This is a genomic window from Legionella hackeliae (assembly GCF_000953655.1).
Lineage (GTDB): Bacteria > Pseudomonadota > Gammaproteobacteria > Legionellales > Legionellaceae > Tatlockia > Tatlockia hackeliae.
This window is the reverse complement of the sequence record NZ_LN681225.1, coordinates 3,244,198-3,259,954: the sequence shown is the minus strand read 5'-3', so window position 1 is coordinate 3,259,954 and position 15,757 is coordinate 3,244,198. Positions and strand designations below refer to the sequence as shown.

Here is a 15,757-nt window from a genome sequence, read left to right as displayed (position 1 = left end):
AATTATTCGTGTAGATGCTCTTTCATGCATGCAATAATGTTTTCAATGTCCCCATCCAAAGGGATGACATGCGCTGAATTGCTAAGCCAATGAATGTTGACATTATCCTTGTTGGCAAAGCGCGCAGCGACCTGCCAAGACGAGACAACCTTATCGTGACAACCTAAAAATACATCTGTTGGACAATTAGGAAGATTAAAAGAAAATTGTTTAATTAGATTAAAAATTTCAATGATGGCTGTTAAGGGCAATTTTCGATAGGCAATTTCACAGTGTTGATCTGTATACAAGTCTCCTGAAAGACCACGAACTTCTCGAAATCCTAGACGTGTTAGAAATTTAGCTAACCTCAGCACCTTTTCAATGGGTAGGCGCAAATCAAGTGCAGGGGCTAATAAATAAAGATGATGTAAGTTAAATTGATTACTGAGATGGCAAGCAAGCACCCCACCTAACGAGAGACCTAACACATCAACCTGTTCAAATTCATTAACCAGTAATTGACAAGATTGCTCTGCAGCTTTGAGCCAGGCTTCTGCTTTTACATTAGCGAAGGCATTAAGATCTTCAGCATGCCCTGGTAGCACAGGACATATAACCGCATCATAAAAACTGAGTGAAGGTAACATCTCGCGAAAAACAGCTGGCGTAGATGTAAATCCATGCAATAGAAGTAAGCCACTTTTTCTTTGTCCACTGCGATGTTCGATAGGCGCTAATATCGCTTCATCTTTCTTATCCAGCGCAAACAATTGAATGCCTCGTCTCATTGCGCGAAAATCATCAATATTCATGCAAATCCCTTTTAGTAAAAAAAATTGCAAAATAAGTGTAAATTAATACTAAAAGTCTAGGCTATAAACAGTAATTTGGTATTATCAGAATACAGTTATAACCAAGAAAAGATAGTTTGTACGTCTCTTAGACTTAATTAATTACTCATGTAGAATACGTGAGCTTAAGAGATCAGTAAATGGAAAAGAGTGATTATTACTAAGTCTTACATGAATTGTGCTATCTTTTAGTTAATATGCTACAGATTTTTAGGGGATTACAATGCCTGGATTAGAAGATGCTCCTGACCTTATGAATACAGAAAGCTCCGGCTCATCTTATCAAAGTAATCAGGATGACGATAAGAAACCACAAGCCAAACAAGAAGCTCCCAAACCTAAGCCCAAACCCACTAGTGATGGGAAAAAGGAAGAGACTACTAACGATTTGCAAATGAAGATGGTAGAGCAGCTTAAAGACTTGGTTAGCTCCACGAATAATATGCTCTACGGCAAATTTTATGATGAGTTAGAAAAATCATTGAAAGAAGGCTTTCAAAGTGGTTTTGGTCTTAAGAAACAAGGTAAAGGTAAAAGTACCAGTGACGATGGTCCTGACGAAGCTCAAGATAAAGATGATATCGAAGACATGGAGTTCGGTGATGACATTGAATCCCTCTATGACGACGATGATGATTTAGACACCAGCTTTGATGGTGGTTCAGGTCCTGGTGGCGGTTCAAGTGGTGACAATACCCATGATGACGTTGAAGACATGGAGTTTGGCGATGATATTGAAAGTGTTTTTGATGATTCGCCCATGGAAAGCATGTCAATGGATTCAGTCAGCAGCCCGGGTGGTTCCAGCGATGGCTTACAGTCTATGGACGGATTATCCGGCGGTGGCGGTGAAGGGGTTTCCCAGGTCACTGAAGTTGTGGCTGACAATCCCGAAATTTTGGCGGCTTTATAAAAGAGTCATAAGCAAAAAGGAGAGCATAGCTCTCCTTTTTTTATTGCCTAAACTTAAGGCCTAATTTTCTAATAACTTGTGTGGCAAACTCTCAAGACGACCGGCTTGTGTAACGAGCACATAATCGAGTTTGCGTTGTAGTTCGCTAATGGTATCTGCACCAGCATAGGTCAAGCCAGAGCGCAAACCACCAATGATATCGGCGATGATATTCTCATGGTTATTCCGATAAGGAACTTCAGTGGCAACACCCTCTGCGGTTTTCCATTCATGCATTTGCCCCAAGAAATCTTCTTGAGCTTCTCTTGATGCCATTCCACGATAGCGTTTTACTTGTTTGCCATCTTCTTTAGTGATGATTTCACCAGGCGTTGGTTCTGTTCCTGCTAACATTCCGCCTATCATGACGAAATCCGCCCCAAATGCCAACGCTTTAACGATATCACCGGAGGTACGAATTCCGCCATCGGCTACGATTGAACGATCAGTGCGGGCGCAATCTTGAATACAAGTCAGCATGGGGATACCAAAACCTGTTTTAATACGTGTACTGCATACCGATCCACCGCCAATTCCAGCTTTAATGATATCAGCACCACAAGAGGCAAGATAATCGGCACCCGCGTAGGTAGCCACGTTTCCTGCCATAATGCAACGACTGCCTAATAGTTGCCTTAAATTTTTTAATGTTTTTCCGACATATTTAGCATGGGCATGAGCAACATCAACACAAAAATAATCCGCACCTGCATCACGCAAGGCTTCTGCACGTTGTAATTCGGCATCAGTACAGCCTACAGAAACAAACACAGAACCTTTGCAGTTTTTAAATTCTTTAATATTCTCTTCGATACTTAAGAAACGATGTAAAGCACCTATACCGCCCTTACTATGCATGAAATTAGCCATCTTGCTTTCAGTGATAGTGTCCATATTTGAACTGATAACAGGCAATTCCAGACTGAGTTTAGCTAATCTATCAGTCATGCTGATATTAACTACTCGCCTTGATTCGTGATGATTGTAGGCAGGAATTAGCAGTACATCATCGAAAGTGATGGCTTGGTGATTCATTCTTGGTCCTTATATGGCTTAAGCAAAAGTGTGTACTATAAATGCTCAGCAGCATAATAAGCAAGTCTTGAACGCTCCCCACGTGTTAAAGTCATATGCGCACTGTGCTGCCAATGCTTGAAACGATCCACTGCAAAGGTCAATCCAGAGGTGGTTTCTGTCAAGTAAGGCGTATCAATTTGCTTGATGTCTCCAAGGCATACAATTTTGCTTCCAGGACCTGCTCGTGTGACCAGGGTTTTGATTTGCTTTGACGTTAAATTTTGTGCTTCATCAATAATAATAAAGCGATTTAAGAAAGTACGACCTCGCATAAAGTTAAGAGAGCGAATTTTAATCTTGTTTTGCAATAAATCCTGGGTAGCGCTACGACCAAAACTTCCGCCTTCTTGTGAACTATGGAGCACTTCAAGGTTATCCATGAGTGCTCCCATCCATGGAGTCATTTTTTCTTCTTCTGTGCCGGGTAGAAAGCCGATATCCTCACCGACAGGGATAGTGACTCTTGTCATCAAAATTTCATTATAACGACTTTGGTCTAACACTTGGGTCAAACCTGCAGCAATGGTTAAGAGCGTTTTACCTGTACCCGCAGAGCCTTGTAAAGTTACAAAATCAATCTCTGGGTCTAATAATAAATTAAGGGCAAAATTTTGCTCACGGTTGCGTGCTGTGATTCCCCAAATGGCATGTTTGGATTGGGTATAATCACGTGCCAACTGGACTACTGTTCCGCCTTCAGAAATTTCTTTGACAATAGCCTGAAACTGATTATCTTGGGTGCTAATACAATCATTAAAATTCCATTGAGTCGTTAAAGGTCCACTAATACGATAAAAAGTTTTACCATTGTCTTGCCAGGCTTCCATATTTTTTGCATGCGTATCCCAAAAATCATTTTCAAGTATATGTAGACCGCTATGCAAAAGATTAACATCGTCTAAAACTTTATCGTTGTAATAGTCTTCAGCAGGAATACCAAGGATACCCGCTTTGATACGTAAGTTAATGTCTTTTGAAATAATAACAACTTGACGACCGGGATATTTTTTCTGCAAACCAAGCGCTGTGGCAAGGAGCGTATTGTCAGCTTTATGCCCTGGTAAAGATGTGGGACGAAGCTGCTCGAATTCATCTGTTTGGAAAAACAAACGGCCGCTACTTTTTATTTTTTCAGCGCTTAGAAAATGGGCAATCGGAATGCCTGCTACTATCTCTTGATGACTTGCATTGCTCATTAATTCCACGAGCATTCGGTTCGTTTGACGAACGTTGCGAGCAACTTCAGAAAGACCAGTTTTATGGCTATCTAACTCCTCCAAAACTACCATTGGAAGGTAAATATCATGTTCTTCAAAGCGATAGATAGCCGTAGGATCATGCATCATGATATTCGTATCAAGTACGAATAGTTTAGTGTCTTTATTTTCTTTATCCATGATTTCACCCACCTGCTAAATGTATTCATTGTGCTGAGGGTGATTAACGCAGTCAAGTATTATCTTTATGAACTATCAATTAGTTAGCTTACGTTAACCTTGACTGCATGCATCGGCATCATTTTTGTAATTGTTGTAAAGTATTCATCACCTCGGCAACATGACCTTTGACGCTGACTTTGCGCCATTCACGACGTAGTATCCCTTTAGGATCGATAAGAAATGTACTGCGCTCAATTCCACGAACTTGTTTGCCATACATGGACTTCATTTTAATAACATCAAATTGTTGGCATAAAGCCTCTTCCGTATCGCTGATTAATTCGAAAGGAAATTCTTGTTTACATTTAAAATTTTCATGGGACTTTAGGCTGTCGCGTGAGATACCGAGAACTTCAGCATTTAATTTTTTCAGTTGGGTATATGCGTCACGAAAATCTTGACCTTCTGTAGTACATCCGGGCGTGGAGTCTTTAGGATAAAAATAAAGAATTAGCCATTTCCCTTGGAAGTCATTCAATTGACCGCTTAAGCCATTCGTCGCTGTAAATTTAAAATTAGCAACCTTGTCATTAATATTCATAGTACCTCCTCGTTAAAAAAGATAGACTAATTCAAAGAGAGAATTTCGCCAAGTGCCGTGTTAAGTGTATAATTGTGCTTTTAGTCTATAAACTGTTAAATTGATTCAGGTGTATTATGAGTAGCCATAAACAATCAAGTGCTACAATTGTTACGAACAAAAAAGCTCATTTTGAGTATTTCATTGAAAATGAATACGAGGCTGGTCTTGCGCTTGAAGGTTGGGAAGTAAAAAGTTTGCGTGCTGGCAAAATAAATTTGTCAGATGCTCACGTCATTGTTAAATACGGCGAAGCTTTTTTATTGGGCGCTCAAATCCAGCCCCTACCTACTGCTTCAGCGCATCTTTTTCCAGACCCAACTCGTACGCGAAAATTATTATTGAATCGTAAAGAACTTAATCAACTTATTGGTAGCGTGGAACGTCAGGGATATACGCTCATCCCTCTTTCTTTATATTGGAAACACAATCGTGTCAAAATGAAGCTGGCTTTGGCTAAAGGTAAAAAAAGTCACGATAAACGAGAAACCATTAAAGACAGAGACTGGACTCGTGAGCGCGCACGCTTGCTAAAAAAAAATAGTTAATCGTCCTTATATAGCGAGTTATTTATCGTCAGGATTTTTGGGAGCCTTCATCCCTTTTTCACGCGCTTTGGATAAACCAATAGCAATGGCTTGTTTGCGACTTTGGACTTTATCTCCCGAACTGCTACGTGCTGTTCCTTTTTTGTAACGATGCAATTCTTTTTCCACTTCTTTCTGCGCTGCCTTGCTGTATTTTCTTTCCATAGTAGTACTCCTTTTTTCTCCATTTTTAAACACTCTATTAGTAAGTGTAACATTTGGGACTAAATCTTCTTTTTAAGACTGGCAGTACAAACGATTGCTTTATTGCTGATAATAAATTACTTAGGTGCTTTCGTCTTTTCTTTTGCGGCTTGCCATAGTTCCATCATCCGCGTAATAGAATGTCCTTTAAGCGTGATAATCCCTTGATTTTTAGCAATTTCTTTCAATGCTCTAAAGCGAGTTGTGAATTTATTAGTGATATGATTGAGGGTTTCTTCAGGATTAAACCCTGCAAAAAGACAAAGAGAAAGTGCGGTATGCAATAAATCGCCAATTTCTTCCTGAATGCGCTGCTTAGATTCGCCCTGAGCAATCGCTTCTTTAATTTCATCACACTCGCTAATCGCCTGATCGATGATCATTCCCTCATCTGGCCAATCAAAACCAAATCGACGTGCCTCTTGTTCTATAGCAATAAGATCATGCAATGGGTCATGAAGATGTTTGGCCATGTAAACCATATTCCAGGTATAGGTGTCTGGTTTTAAGGTGAAAAGGGGATAAAAGCCGTTTTTTTCGTAAAAATAGTAAGTTTTTAGGTAATTTTCATCGTTTTCGGTGGGCGCCAGTGTTTCTACGGTAACCGTTTTCGCATGGTGTTGTTTTGCATAAGCAAATGCTTTTTGCAGCAATAAACGACCAAGTCCCTGGTTTTGATAGCCTTTGAGAATACCCATCCAGTAAATATTGGCAGTGGCAGGATAGGGAAAAGAGAGGCTTAAAAGGCCCACATCCAATCCATTGACCTGAATAATTAAGTTTGTGCAGGATTTTACGCCAAGTGCATAGGCTTCATTGCATTCAGGAAGACCAAAATACTCCGGTAAGTCCGTGCTAATTTGGCGACATAAGCATTCTGCATGGTCTGTAGAGCTGAGCACTATGGTGTGATTCATTTAAAATCCAAAGGCGCTTAAGGTTTGAAGAATGGAGTGTAAATCAGAGAGTGCCGGAGAGTAAATAATCAAATTAACAGCGAAAAGCTTCAGTTAAGAGAACAACTTTATAGATAGTTCGTGTTTATCAACCAGCTAATAATTGCTTATTAACTAATTGATAAGACACTTACTATTTTACTGACTATTCAAGAGAAATTCTATCGCCAAATGCCTGCTCTAGAAATGGGTAATATTACCCATTTTATTAAAGAATCAAGGGATTTTGGGCGATATAATTTAAAATTGACTTCACTGTGACTCTGCAATTTTCATCTATGCTAAGTAATAAGCATTTAAATAAGCCAGAAATTAGACAGGAAATTAAACATGGATACTCTTCAATGGCTCAACAAACTTATTAGCTATAATACCATCTCTAACAATCCTAATATGGAATTAATTGAAGCCATTGCTTTGTGGTTTAAAGAACATAATCTTGATACTCAGATTATTCATGGTGCTACTAAAACAAAAGGAAATTTGTTAGCAACCATACCGACTAAAACTGGCCAGACACAAGGTGGAATTGTGTTGTCGGGTCATACGGATGTAGTGCCAGTTGCAGGACAGATATGGACTACGGATCCTTTCGTCGCTACAGAGATAGATGGCAAAATTTATGGTCGAGGCACAAGTGATATGAAGGGATTTATCGCTGTATTATTGGCTTTAGTACCTGAGTTCAATCGCTTGGAATTGAATAAGCCCATTCATTTTGCGTTTACTTATGATGAGGAAGTCGGGTGTATTGGCGTTGATTTTTTAATTGAATATCTGCAAGAAAAAGGAATTAATCCTGAAGGGTGTATTGTTGGTGAACCTACGAGTATGAGGCCTATTATTGGTGAAAAATCAAGGCAGGTTTTCCATTGCCAAATACAAGGATTATCTGCCCATTCTTCCAGGGCTGATAGGGGGTGCAATGCGATTGAGTATGCTAGTCGCTTAATTTGTTATATCAACAAATTGGCTGATTATACTCGCGAGAAAGGCCCTTTCGATAAAGATTACGACTTACCTTTTACCACCATTTCTACGAATATAGTCAGTGGCGGTACTGCTACCAACGTCATTCCTGGTAATTGCGAGCTGCTATTTGAAGTGCGTTATTTACCGCAATTCCCTCTCGAAAATTTTCGCAGTCAAATCGAAAATTATATCAATACAGAATTATTACCCGACATGAAAAAAATATACCCGGAGGCAGCAATTTACCTTGATCAAATTTCCGAAGCTTCAGGGTTTGCAGCATCAGAAGATGCCCCGCTGACACGATTAGTGAGAACAATAACGGGGGTCAAAGAACGATACAAAGTGTCCTATTCAACTGAGGCCAGGACTTATCAAGATGCGGGTATTCCTTCTATTATTTGCGGTCCTGGAAATATCGAACAAGCACATCGACCAAATGAATTTATCAGTATTGATCAACTGAAAATCTGTGAGCATATGTTAAAAAATGTGGTTAATTTATTTTGTCTTGATATTGCGAGCTAAATCAGTTAGCGATTTTTTATTCGATAAAATCGTGCTTCCATGTCGAGATAAATAGCGTCTTTATAATATTCCATGCCGCATTTTTTCATCACACGAAACGAAGCAGTATTGTCTTTGTCGGCATAAGCAATAATGTAATCGGTATCGATATTATTTTTTGCCCATTCCAGTAATCCTTTTAATACTTCCGTTGCATATCCTTTATTCCAATCTTTTTTATGAAAAAGATAGCCCACTTTAATTTCACCTGATTCAATTTCATCAAAATAGGCTTCACCAATGAACTTATCTGTTTTGCGATTAAAAATGACAAGGCAGGGTAAATTTTTATTTTTAAAGTTATCGAAACAGTCCTCCATGTATTGTCTAATTTCACGATTACTAAGTGTTCCCTCCGGGAAATATTTTTTTACTTCTGGGTCTTTATCCAGCTCTTCTAAATAAGCAATATCTTCTTTAGTCATAGGACGTAAGCCAAGACGTCTAGTAATAATTAGATATGACATTTTATTTTCTCATATAATCAAAAAGCATCAATTTAAAGATGGCATAGTTCCCCAGGAATTTAAAGTCAAGGAATGCTTAAGAGATAGAGTACAGGATGATAGAAAATTTTTGTTAATAAAGAACAAAATATTTACTGAATGGCTTTTTTTTTGTAATCTTAGGCAATGGGTAAAGGTCAATTGGTTTTTGAATGCATCAATTCCTACTACTAAATAAAAATGTTGTTTCTGTTCTAACTCAAATGGGTTATCAAATTCAAACGACCATGAAGCAAGATTTGAGAGCTGATGAAAACTTGCCTACAAGGGATGAATGTCTAGTTCAAATCGTGCAAATTTTAGAACGCGTTGAAGATACAGAAAAAGCCAGTCTTCCTTCCCGAGAATTATATTGTCTTGAAGTTGAGTCTGCCAAGGCTCTTCAGAATCCCACCCACTATCAACTCATTGAAAAAAAAAATTTACAGCAGTTGTTTCAGACGAGTCGACTCAATGGGAACTTAAATTCAATGCCAGCAGATATTGACTGCTTGCCTGATGAAATCTGGTTAAAAATTCTGGACTATGTACGGCATGACAAGCAAGCCCCCTTTGCATTTTTTTCATCCGATGGTCTAGTTAATAAACGCTTTCAGCGTTTACGGTTTGATTTATCTGCAAATGACTACAAGTTAATGCTGTTTTGCTTGCTGGGCCAAGAGGGGGTGACGGCATTTAGCACAAAATGGACACTTCCCTGGAATCGGTTTGTATTCTCAACAGTTTTTAGAAAATTAATCACACAAGCCAAAGAATTTAGGCACGAAGAAGTTTTTACCGCACTTGAAATGCTTCTCTCAATGACCGAGTACGGGTGTTACTACAATGCTAAAACCAATTGTTTTGCATTTACCGAAAAAGATCCAGCAGTGCCTTTAAAATGGATACCTCAAGAGCAATTATTAGAGAAATTTTTTAATATTGATGAAGCCTTGCGGCAAAAGCTAATGGCATTGACCTCCGATAAGCATTGCCACTATGCATTAATGGCTTTGTTTTACATCATTAATCAAAAGAGTTCTGGCAACTTTCTAAAGCTTGCTTCCTTTTATGGACGAGCTGGTTTTTTACGAGGCGCTTTATTCATTATTGAGTTTTGTCGCGGGTTTGGCATATGGGAAAAGGATTATCCAAATAATTCGTGGGCGATAGCAATATTAACGGCTGCGCTACGGTGGGGAAATTTAGGCAGACCATTAGCACAGTATATTCTGGATTGCTACCCATTTACTTATGACTTGACCCAACTCCTTCAAATCATTTGGAGTTGCGAATCAAAAGATACTGCGATTAGCTTATTATTTCCCGATATCAGACATTACGAATCTCCTGAGCAATTTATCAGAACACTCGTTTTAATAACGGCATTGCTGAAAGAATACTTTGCCAAAAATCGTCCTGGTGCTTATTTACTTGACAAATTTAATGCAATAGAAAAATTTATAGCTCCTATTGTAGGCATTTCAGCGACACCGGAAGAGCAAGCAATGATGAATCGTTTATCAGAAACCTTGCTGTATGCTGTTAATCCTAAATGGCCCCCTGTTTGGGTTGATGTCCTAGTGGAAGTTGTTCAAGAATTAGTAAAACATCTGGATATGGATTCTCCGTTTACAGAAGAGCAACTGGTAGGTCATGTCGAAGAAAGCACGCCCGTATTTTCAGAACCTGTGGGTGACTTAGAGGCAGTTTTTATAAAAACTGCCTGTCTTTCCAGTAATAAAGACGTGTTTTTTTCCTGTGCTGCAAATTATCTGACACATCATCTACCTAGACTCATGGCTATTTAGTGCAAATTTAATGCTCGTGGTCGTAATTCTGGTCAGGAATAATTCAGTTTTTTTAGAAGGTTGACAAAAAATTGATACAGGATCTAATCTAGTAGGTAAATTCATAAACAACCTTCCCTTTATAGGATTAAAAGCAAGCAGGTTCTAATGGAATTATTGTGAATCTAAGGAGAGATTTATGTCATCATTTTGCACGAGGATGTGCTCTTGGTTATGTGTGCTGATTTTTTGCCCCGTTGTATTTGCAACTACTCCTGTTAAATCGATGGTTATCTTTGGTGATAGCTTATCAGATAATGGCAATACCACGCATCTTTTAAAAAGTTTAAGACAAGACGAGAGTCCTGCTTATCTTGTAAGACCTTTGAAGATTTTTGTTATTAATAAGATGGAAGAGTTCGCGTATGACTACTACGTCCCTCAAATGGTTCTGGATACTGGGGTTAGTATAGTTACTGAATTTTTTGACACTGAATTTGGCCCTTTTTTAGCGAATTTAGTCGGTAAAGTTCGTAAAGTCCCCGTTCTTCCTGGTGAACCCTATTGGCAAAATCATTTTTCTAATGGGCGTGTCTGGAATGAATACTTAGCCTCAATGCTAGGTTTGGATAGAGAAGATATACATTATTACGATAATCAGGCTTTTGGCGGTAGCTGGGCTGTGACTTATGATTATCAAGTGACTACCTGGAATTTAATTCGCCATCCACTGGGTACCTTAAAAACTTTAATTGTTGGCAAGTTAATTCCTCCTAGCTTAGGTTTAACTGTTCAAGCTTATTTACTAATGAACAGTTCACTCGATGAGAAAGCAGTTTATTTTGTATTTACTGGTGCCAATGATTATTTGAATGTTTTGTTTTTTGAAGATAATTATAATCCGGCAGTGATGAGTGCCTACATTGATAATGTGATTGATGGTTTAGGAGCTGGAGTGCGAAAGTTAGTGAAGGCAGGGGCCCGTCATGTTGTGATTATGGGATTGCCAGATATCGGTTCCGCACCTAAATTTGTGAATACGACGGATAAAGCCGTACTTGCTGCGGCCATGCAACAACATAATGAACGTTTACAAAAACGGGTTGAAGAATGGCATACTGCCTATCCTGAAGTTGATTTTTTATATGTTGATATTCAACAGTTTTTGCAAAAAGCATTAGTGGATCCCCAAAAATATGGGTTTTCTAACATTACTGATGCCTGTATTGATGTAAAATTCCCGATGTTTGGCGCGTTTGCAAATTCACCTTTTGCAAGAAACTATGTGTTGCAATATGCACAAGTATTGCAATATCGCGACAGGCAATTTGGTCCTGACGAGAAAAATTATCATATTTGTGATGCGCCTGAGGGTTACTTATTCTGGGATGAAGTTCATCCAACAACTCGTGCTCATCATTTTCTAGCTTATGAAATTTGCGAAGTAATGAAAGAGCACGGTTATCAAACTGAATGTAAAGCACCGGCAAATATTTAGATTTTGGTACCAAATGTGGCATACTGGGCAATTTTGCAAGATATGACCCTATGTTCTACAGTTTGAAAATGGGTATATCGATGATCTAAGGAGTTTCTATGTGTGGGATCATGGGTGCAACATCACAACGTGATATTAGTAAAGTACTGTTAGAGGGGCTAAGACGCCTGGAATATCGCGGCTATGATTCAGCGGGTATCGCTTTAATTAATAATACTGGCCATTTACAGCGGGTAAGAATCCAGGGCAAAGTACAAAGTTTGGCAGATGCAATGCAAGAAACTGCGATTAGCGGTACTGCAGGCATCGCTCATACACGTTGGGCCACACATGGTAAACCCTGTGAGGAAAATGCTCATCCGCACATGTCTCACGATGAAATTGCTATCGTTCATAATGGTATCATCGAAAATCATGACGCTTTGCGTGGAAAATTGCGTGAAGAAGGTTATGAATTTACTTCTGAAACAGATACCGAAGTAGCAGCACATCTTATCCATTTTTATTATCAACAGCATGAAGATTTATTAAGAGCAGTTCGAGAAGCTGCTCAAGAAATGCATGGTGCTTTTGCGTTAGGAGTGATTCATCAGCAGCGTCCTCATGAACTTGTCGCCATCCGCAAGGGTAGCCCCTTAGTGATAGGATTGGGAATTGATGAACAGTTTATCGCCTCTGATGCATTGGCATTGCGTTCCTTTGCTCAGTCAGTCATTTATCTTGAAGAAGGCGACAGTGCGTTATTAACAATAAACAAAGTTTCCTTGTTTAATGCCAAGGGGGAAGCGATTACACGCCAAGCTCATGTGCTCAATGGAGATAGCGAAGCAGTTAGTAAAGGTCCTTATCGTCATTTTATGTTAAAAGAAATTTATGAGCAGACCAAGGTATTGGCCGACACCCTAGAAGGGCGCATTAGCAGTCAAGAAGTATTAAAAGCAAGTTTTGGTGAGCGTGCGAGCTCTATTTTCCAGCAGGTTAAGCAAATTCACATTGTGGCATGCGGAACTAGTTATCATGCTGGTTTAATTGCTCGTTATTGGTTGGAGTCATTAACCGGTTTACCCACTCAAGTGGAAATTGCCAGTGAGTATCGTTATCGCGATGTTGTGGTCGGTGACAATACTTTGTTTATTACGGTATCCCAATCGGGTGAGACGGCAGACACCCTTGCTGCGCTCTATAAAGCCAAGTCTACGAACTATCTGGCTAGTTTAGCCATCTGTAATGTGGCTACGAGCACCTTGGTTCGAGAAGCAGATTGTGTGTTCTTAACCCGAGCCGGAGTTGAAATAGGGGTTGCTTCCACGAAGGCATTTACCACCCAATTAGCGGCGTTTTTAATGCTTGCTGCCGCACTTTGCAAAGATGAGAGAGCGAATCGCGTTCTTGCTGAGCTGCAAGAATTGCCTGCCTGTTGCGAACGAGCTTTAAAAATGAATGGAGAAATTAAGGGATTAGCCTCGCTGTTTGTCAATAAGGCGCACACCCTGTTTTTAGGTCGAGGAGTGCAATATCCTGTCGCCTTGGAAGGTGCCTTAAAACTAAAGGAAATTTCTTATATTCACGCGGAAGCCTACCCTGCGGGTGAGTTGAAGCATGGTCCTTTAGCATTGGTTGATAAAGATATGCCAGTGATAGCTGTTGCTCCCAATGATGAATTGCTGGATAAATTGAAGTCCAATTTACATGAGGTAAGTGCTCGTGGTGGACAATTAATTGTTTTTGTCGATGATTCTCAAGCTTGGGAACCTGATGGTGCTCGTTTAATTCGTGTCCCTGCTTGTGGGCAATGGGTTGCCCCAATTTTATATACTATACCTTTACAACTACTTGCTTATCATGTTGCTGTTGCTAAGGGAACAGATGTTGATCAACCCCGTAATTTAGCCAAATCGGTAACTGTGGAGTGAGTCACCCCAAGCAGTTCTGGTTGAATACCTGGCAGGAAGGGAGAATTCCCTTCCATCAAAATGCAGTGAATTCAGATTTAATAAACTATTGGCCTCTTTTAAATTTGCCACGCGAAACCACGGTGCTTGTTCCTTTATGTGGAAAAAGTTTAGATATGCTTTGGTTAGTAGAAAAGGGGTTTCACGTGGTGGGCATAGAATTAAGTGAAGTGGCCGTTTCGCAGTTTGCTCAAGAAAATAATTTGTCCATGACAAGAACTATCAAAGAAGACAGTATTTATTACTCAACTGATTTCATTTCTATATGGGTTGTAGATATTTTTCATTTAGGTTCGAACCTTATCACTGTGGATGCTATTTATGATCGCGCTTCCTTGATTGCGCTTCCTAAGCCATTACGGCAATCCTATGTCGATCAATGCTTGCAATGGTTAAAGCCAAATGGAAGGATTCTTTTAAAAACAATTTCTTATACGGAAAATGATATTGAGGGTCCTCCTTTTAGTGTCACAAATGAGGAGGTTCATGAATTATATAAAACCTGCCAAATCGTGAACTGTATTAAGAGTGACAAACGTGAGTTTGTAAGTAGCGAACACTTAAGCACTCAGGGAGTTCGTGAGCTCATAGATTATACTTGGATTATTCAATATTAAGACATTGATTCCCACTGAGATGAGAATCAATCATTAAAGAGTAGGTTTTTAAATCAAAAATTTAATTCTACTTGAGCTGCTTCCAATTTTTCTGACTGCTTGACCCCTTTCTCAGTAAAAATAGAGGGAATTATCATTTGTTGTTTCAAGGGAGGGATTAGAGTAGTTTTTGGAATTAAATTAGCCTCTTTTAGCTCTTCCCAAAATTTAGGGTTTATTGGTGTGTTTGCGTATTTCAAGGACGTACTAAGTTCCTCTTTGGTGCGAGCTCCAACAACAACTCTTTTAACATCTGGGTTCATGTGGACAAATTGCATAGCAGCATGCGGAAGGCCTACGTTATATTCTGCACAAATCTCTTTAATTTTTGCTACTTTATTTAGTAAGTTCTCATTAGCTTTTTCGTAGCGAAAAAAATTATTTCCTGGTTGATCACTCAATAGACCACCACCATAAGGTGCCGCGATGTAAAGTTCAATATTTCTTTTTTTACAAAGAGGGAGAAGCTCATCAAGTAAAGTAAAATTAAGTAAATTGTAACAGCCAGCCAACATAATTCGGTCAATGTTAAAGCGCCCATCTTTGATTAGGTCGACGCAAACCCTGGCATCATTTGAACCTATACCCGTGACGGCAATTTTTTTCTTTGCTTTTAGATTATCAAACCCAAGATAGCCATCTTTAAGGAATGTTTGGTAATGCATTTTATGATTATCGCGATGAGTATTCTCATCGATATCATGGAGATACAAAGCATGAACGGTGGGTACACACATTCTTAATTGACTTTGTCTAAAGGATGTTTCAATTCCTTCCTTGCTATAATTAAAACTTTGCAAAAAACCACTGCTGTTGGTAAAGCCGTTACTACTTTCAGATTTCTGATCAGGATCGATAACGCGACCCACTTTTGTAGAAATTTTCACACGATCTCGTAGTACTTTAGGTAAAGCCAATAATGCCGCTGCGAGAACATTTTCTTGCGCTCCATCTCCATAATGCGGTGCACAGTCAATTTCTTCAATACCATTTTCAATCGCAAATTTAACTAATTCTATCATTTCTTGGATAGTGACTTCTTTATCACCCCAATGAGCAAAACCAAGCACAAGTTTATGATTAGACATAGAACCCTCTAGATTGTTTAAAATGAGTGTATTGACTGTTTCCTTTAATAAGCAACAGCTTATCCACTTTAAATTTCTGGTCAATAAATTAAAAGGAGTGAGCGAATAATTTAGCAATTTT

General features: G+C 39.1%; 15 protein-coding genes. 7 read left to right on the top strand and 8 right to left on the bottom strand.

Annotated elements, in window-relative coordinates:
- Positions 1–2 precede the first annotated feature (2 nt).
- Complete coding sequence (locus LHA_RS14415) at positions 3–794, bottom strand: alpha/beta hydrolase (RefSeq protein WP_045107163.1); 792 nt, start codon at positions 792–794, stop codon at positions 3–5.
- Between the two features lie 262 nt (positions 795–1,056).
- Here LHA_RS14415 and LHA_RS14410 point away from each other — a divergent pair, with 262 nt between their 5' ends.
- A complete protein-coding gene (locus LHA_RS14410) occupies positions 1,057–1,746 on the top strand; it encodes a hypothetical protein (protein WP_045107162.1) in 690 nt (229 codons plus the stop codon).
- A gap of 60 nt (positions 1,747–1,806) precedes the next feature.
- On the opposite strand, the gene LHA_RS14405 is transcribed toward LHA_RS14410, so the two are convergent.
- From LHA_RS14405 to LHA_RS14395, 3 genes are all read right to left on the bottom strand, one after another.
- Positions 1,807–2,820, bottom strand: coding sequence for a guanosine monophosphate reductase (locus LHA_RS14405; RefSeq protein ID WP_045107161.1), 1,014 nt, complete (start codon positions 2,818–2,820; stop codon positions 1,807–1,809).
- Between the two features lie 35 nt (positions 2,821–2,855).
- Complete coding sequence (locus tag LHA_RS14400) at positions 2,856–4,259, bottom strand: PhoH family protein (RefSeq protein ID WP_045107160.1); 1,404 nt, start codon at positions 4,257–4,259, stop codon at positions 2,856–2,858.
- Between the two features lie 118 nt (positions 4,260–4,377).
- Positions 4,378–4,842 (bottom strand): peroxiredoxin, encoded by a 465-nt coding sequence (locus LHA_RS14395; protein ID WP_045107159.1) that lies wholly within the window; start codon positions 4,840–4,842, stop codon positions 4,378–4,380.
- Between the two features lie 116 nt (positions 4,843–4,958).
- On the opposite strand from LHA_RS14395, the gene smpB reads away from it, so the two are divergent.
- Positions 4,959–5,429 carry an SsrA-binding protein SmpB gene (gene smpB / locus LHA_RS14390; protein WP_045107158.1) on the top strand — a complete coding sequence of 157 codons (471 nt, stop codon included), beginning with the start codon at positions 4,959–4,961 and terminating at the stop codon, positions 5,427–5,429.
- 18 nt (positions 5,430–5,447) lie between these two features.
- Here the strand turns inward: smpB and LHA_RS14385 are convergent, their stop codons facing one another.
- Both LHA_RS14385 and LHA_RS16695 read right to left on the bottom strand, forming a co-directional pair.
- Positions 5,448–5,633, bottom strand: a complete 186-nt coding sequence (locus tag LHA_RS14385) for a DUF6496 domain-containing protein (protein WP_045107157.1) — start codon at positions 5,631–5,633, stop codon at positions 5,448–5,450.
- Positions 5,634–5,749: 116 nt separating this feature from the next.
- Entirely contained in the window at positions 5,750–6,589 is an 840-nt protein-coding gene (locus tag LHA_RS16695) for a GNAT family N-acetyltransferase (RefSeq protein ID WP_082060371.1), read from the bottom strand.
- 369 nt (positions 6,590–6,958) lie between these two features.
- On the opposite strand from LHA_RS16695, the gene argE reads away from it, so the two are divergent.
- A complete protein-coding gene (argE, locus tag LHA_RS14370; protein ID WP_045107156.1) occupies positions 6,959–8,128 on the top strand; it encodes an acetylornithine deacetylase in 1,170 nt (389 codons plus the stop codon).
- A gap of 5 nt (positions 8,129–8,133) precedes the next feature.
- Here argE and LHA_RS14365 read toward each other — a convergent pair whose 3' ends face one another.
- A complete protein-coding gene (locus LHA_RS14365) occupies positions 8,134–8,634 on the bottom strand; it encodes a GNAT family N-acetyltransferase (protein WP_045107155.1) in 501 nt (166 codons plus the stop codon).
- Positions 8,635–8,825: 191 nt separating this feature from the next.
- On the opposite strand from LHA_RS14365, the gene LHA_RS14360 reads away from it, so the two are divergent.
- The 4 genes from LHA_RS14360 (at position 8,826) to LHA_RS14345 (ending at position 14,509) form a co-directional block, all read left to right on the top strand.
- Positions 8,826–10,463 carry a hypothetical protein gene (locus LHA_RS14360; protein ID WP_045107154.1) on the top strand — a complete coding sequence of 546 codons (1,638 nt, stop codon included), beginning with the start codon at positions 8,826–8,828 and terminating at the stop codon, positions 10,461–10,463.
- 178 nt (positions 10,464–10,641) lie between these two features.
- A complete protein-coding gene (plaC, locus tag LHA_RS14355; RefSeq protein ID WP_045107153.1) occupies positions 10,642–11,940 on the top strand; it encodes a lysophospholipase/glycerophospholipid:cholesterol acyltransferase PlaC in 1,299 nt (432 codons plus the stop codon).
- A 98-nt stretch (positions 11,941–12,038) separates the two neighbouring features.
- On the top strand, positions 12,039–13,853 hold the full coding sequence (gene glmS, locus LHA_RS14350; RefSeq protein ID WP_045107152.1) for a glutamine--fructose-6-phosphate transaminase (isomerizing): 1,815 nt from the start codon (positions 12,039–12,041) through the stop codon (positions 13,851–13,853).
- Positions 13,854–13,873: 20 nt separating this feature from the next.
- Positions 13,874–14,509 (top strand): thiopurine S-methyltransferase, encoded by a 636-nt coding sequence (locus tag LHA_RS14345; protein WP_231861938.1) that lies wholly within the window; start codon positions 13,874–13,876, stop codon positions 14,507–14,509.
- 53 nt (positions 14,510–14,562) lie between these two features.
- Here LHA_RS14345 and LHA_RS14340 read toward each other — a convergent pair whose 3' ends face one another.
- A complete protein-coding gene (locus tag LHA_RS14340) occupies positions 14,563–15,636 on the bottom strand; it encodes an aldo/keto reductase (protein WP_045107150.1) in 1,074 nt (357 codons plus the stop codon).
- Positions 15,637–15,757 lie beyond the last annotated feature (121 nt).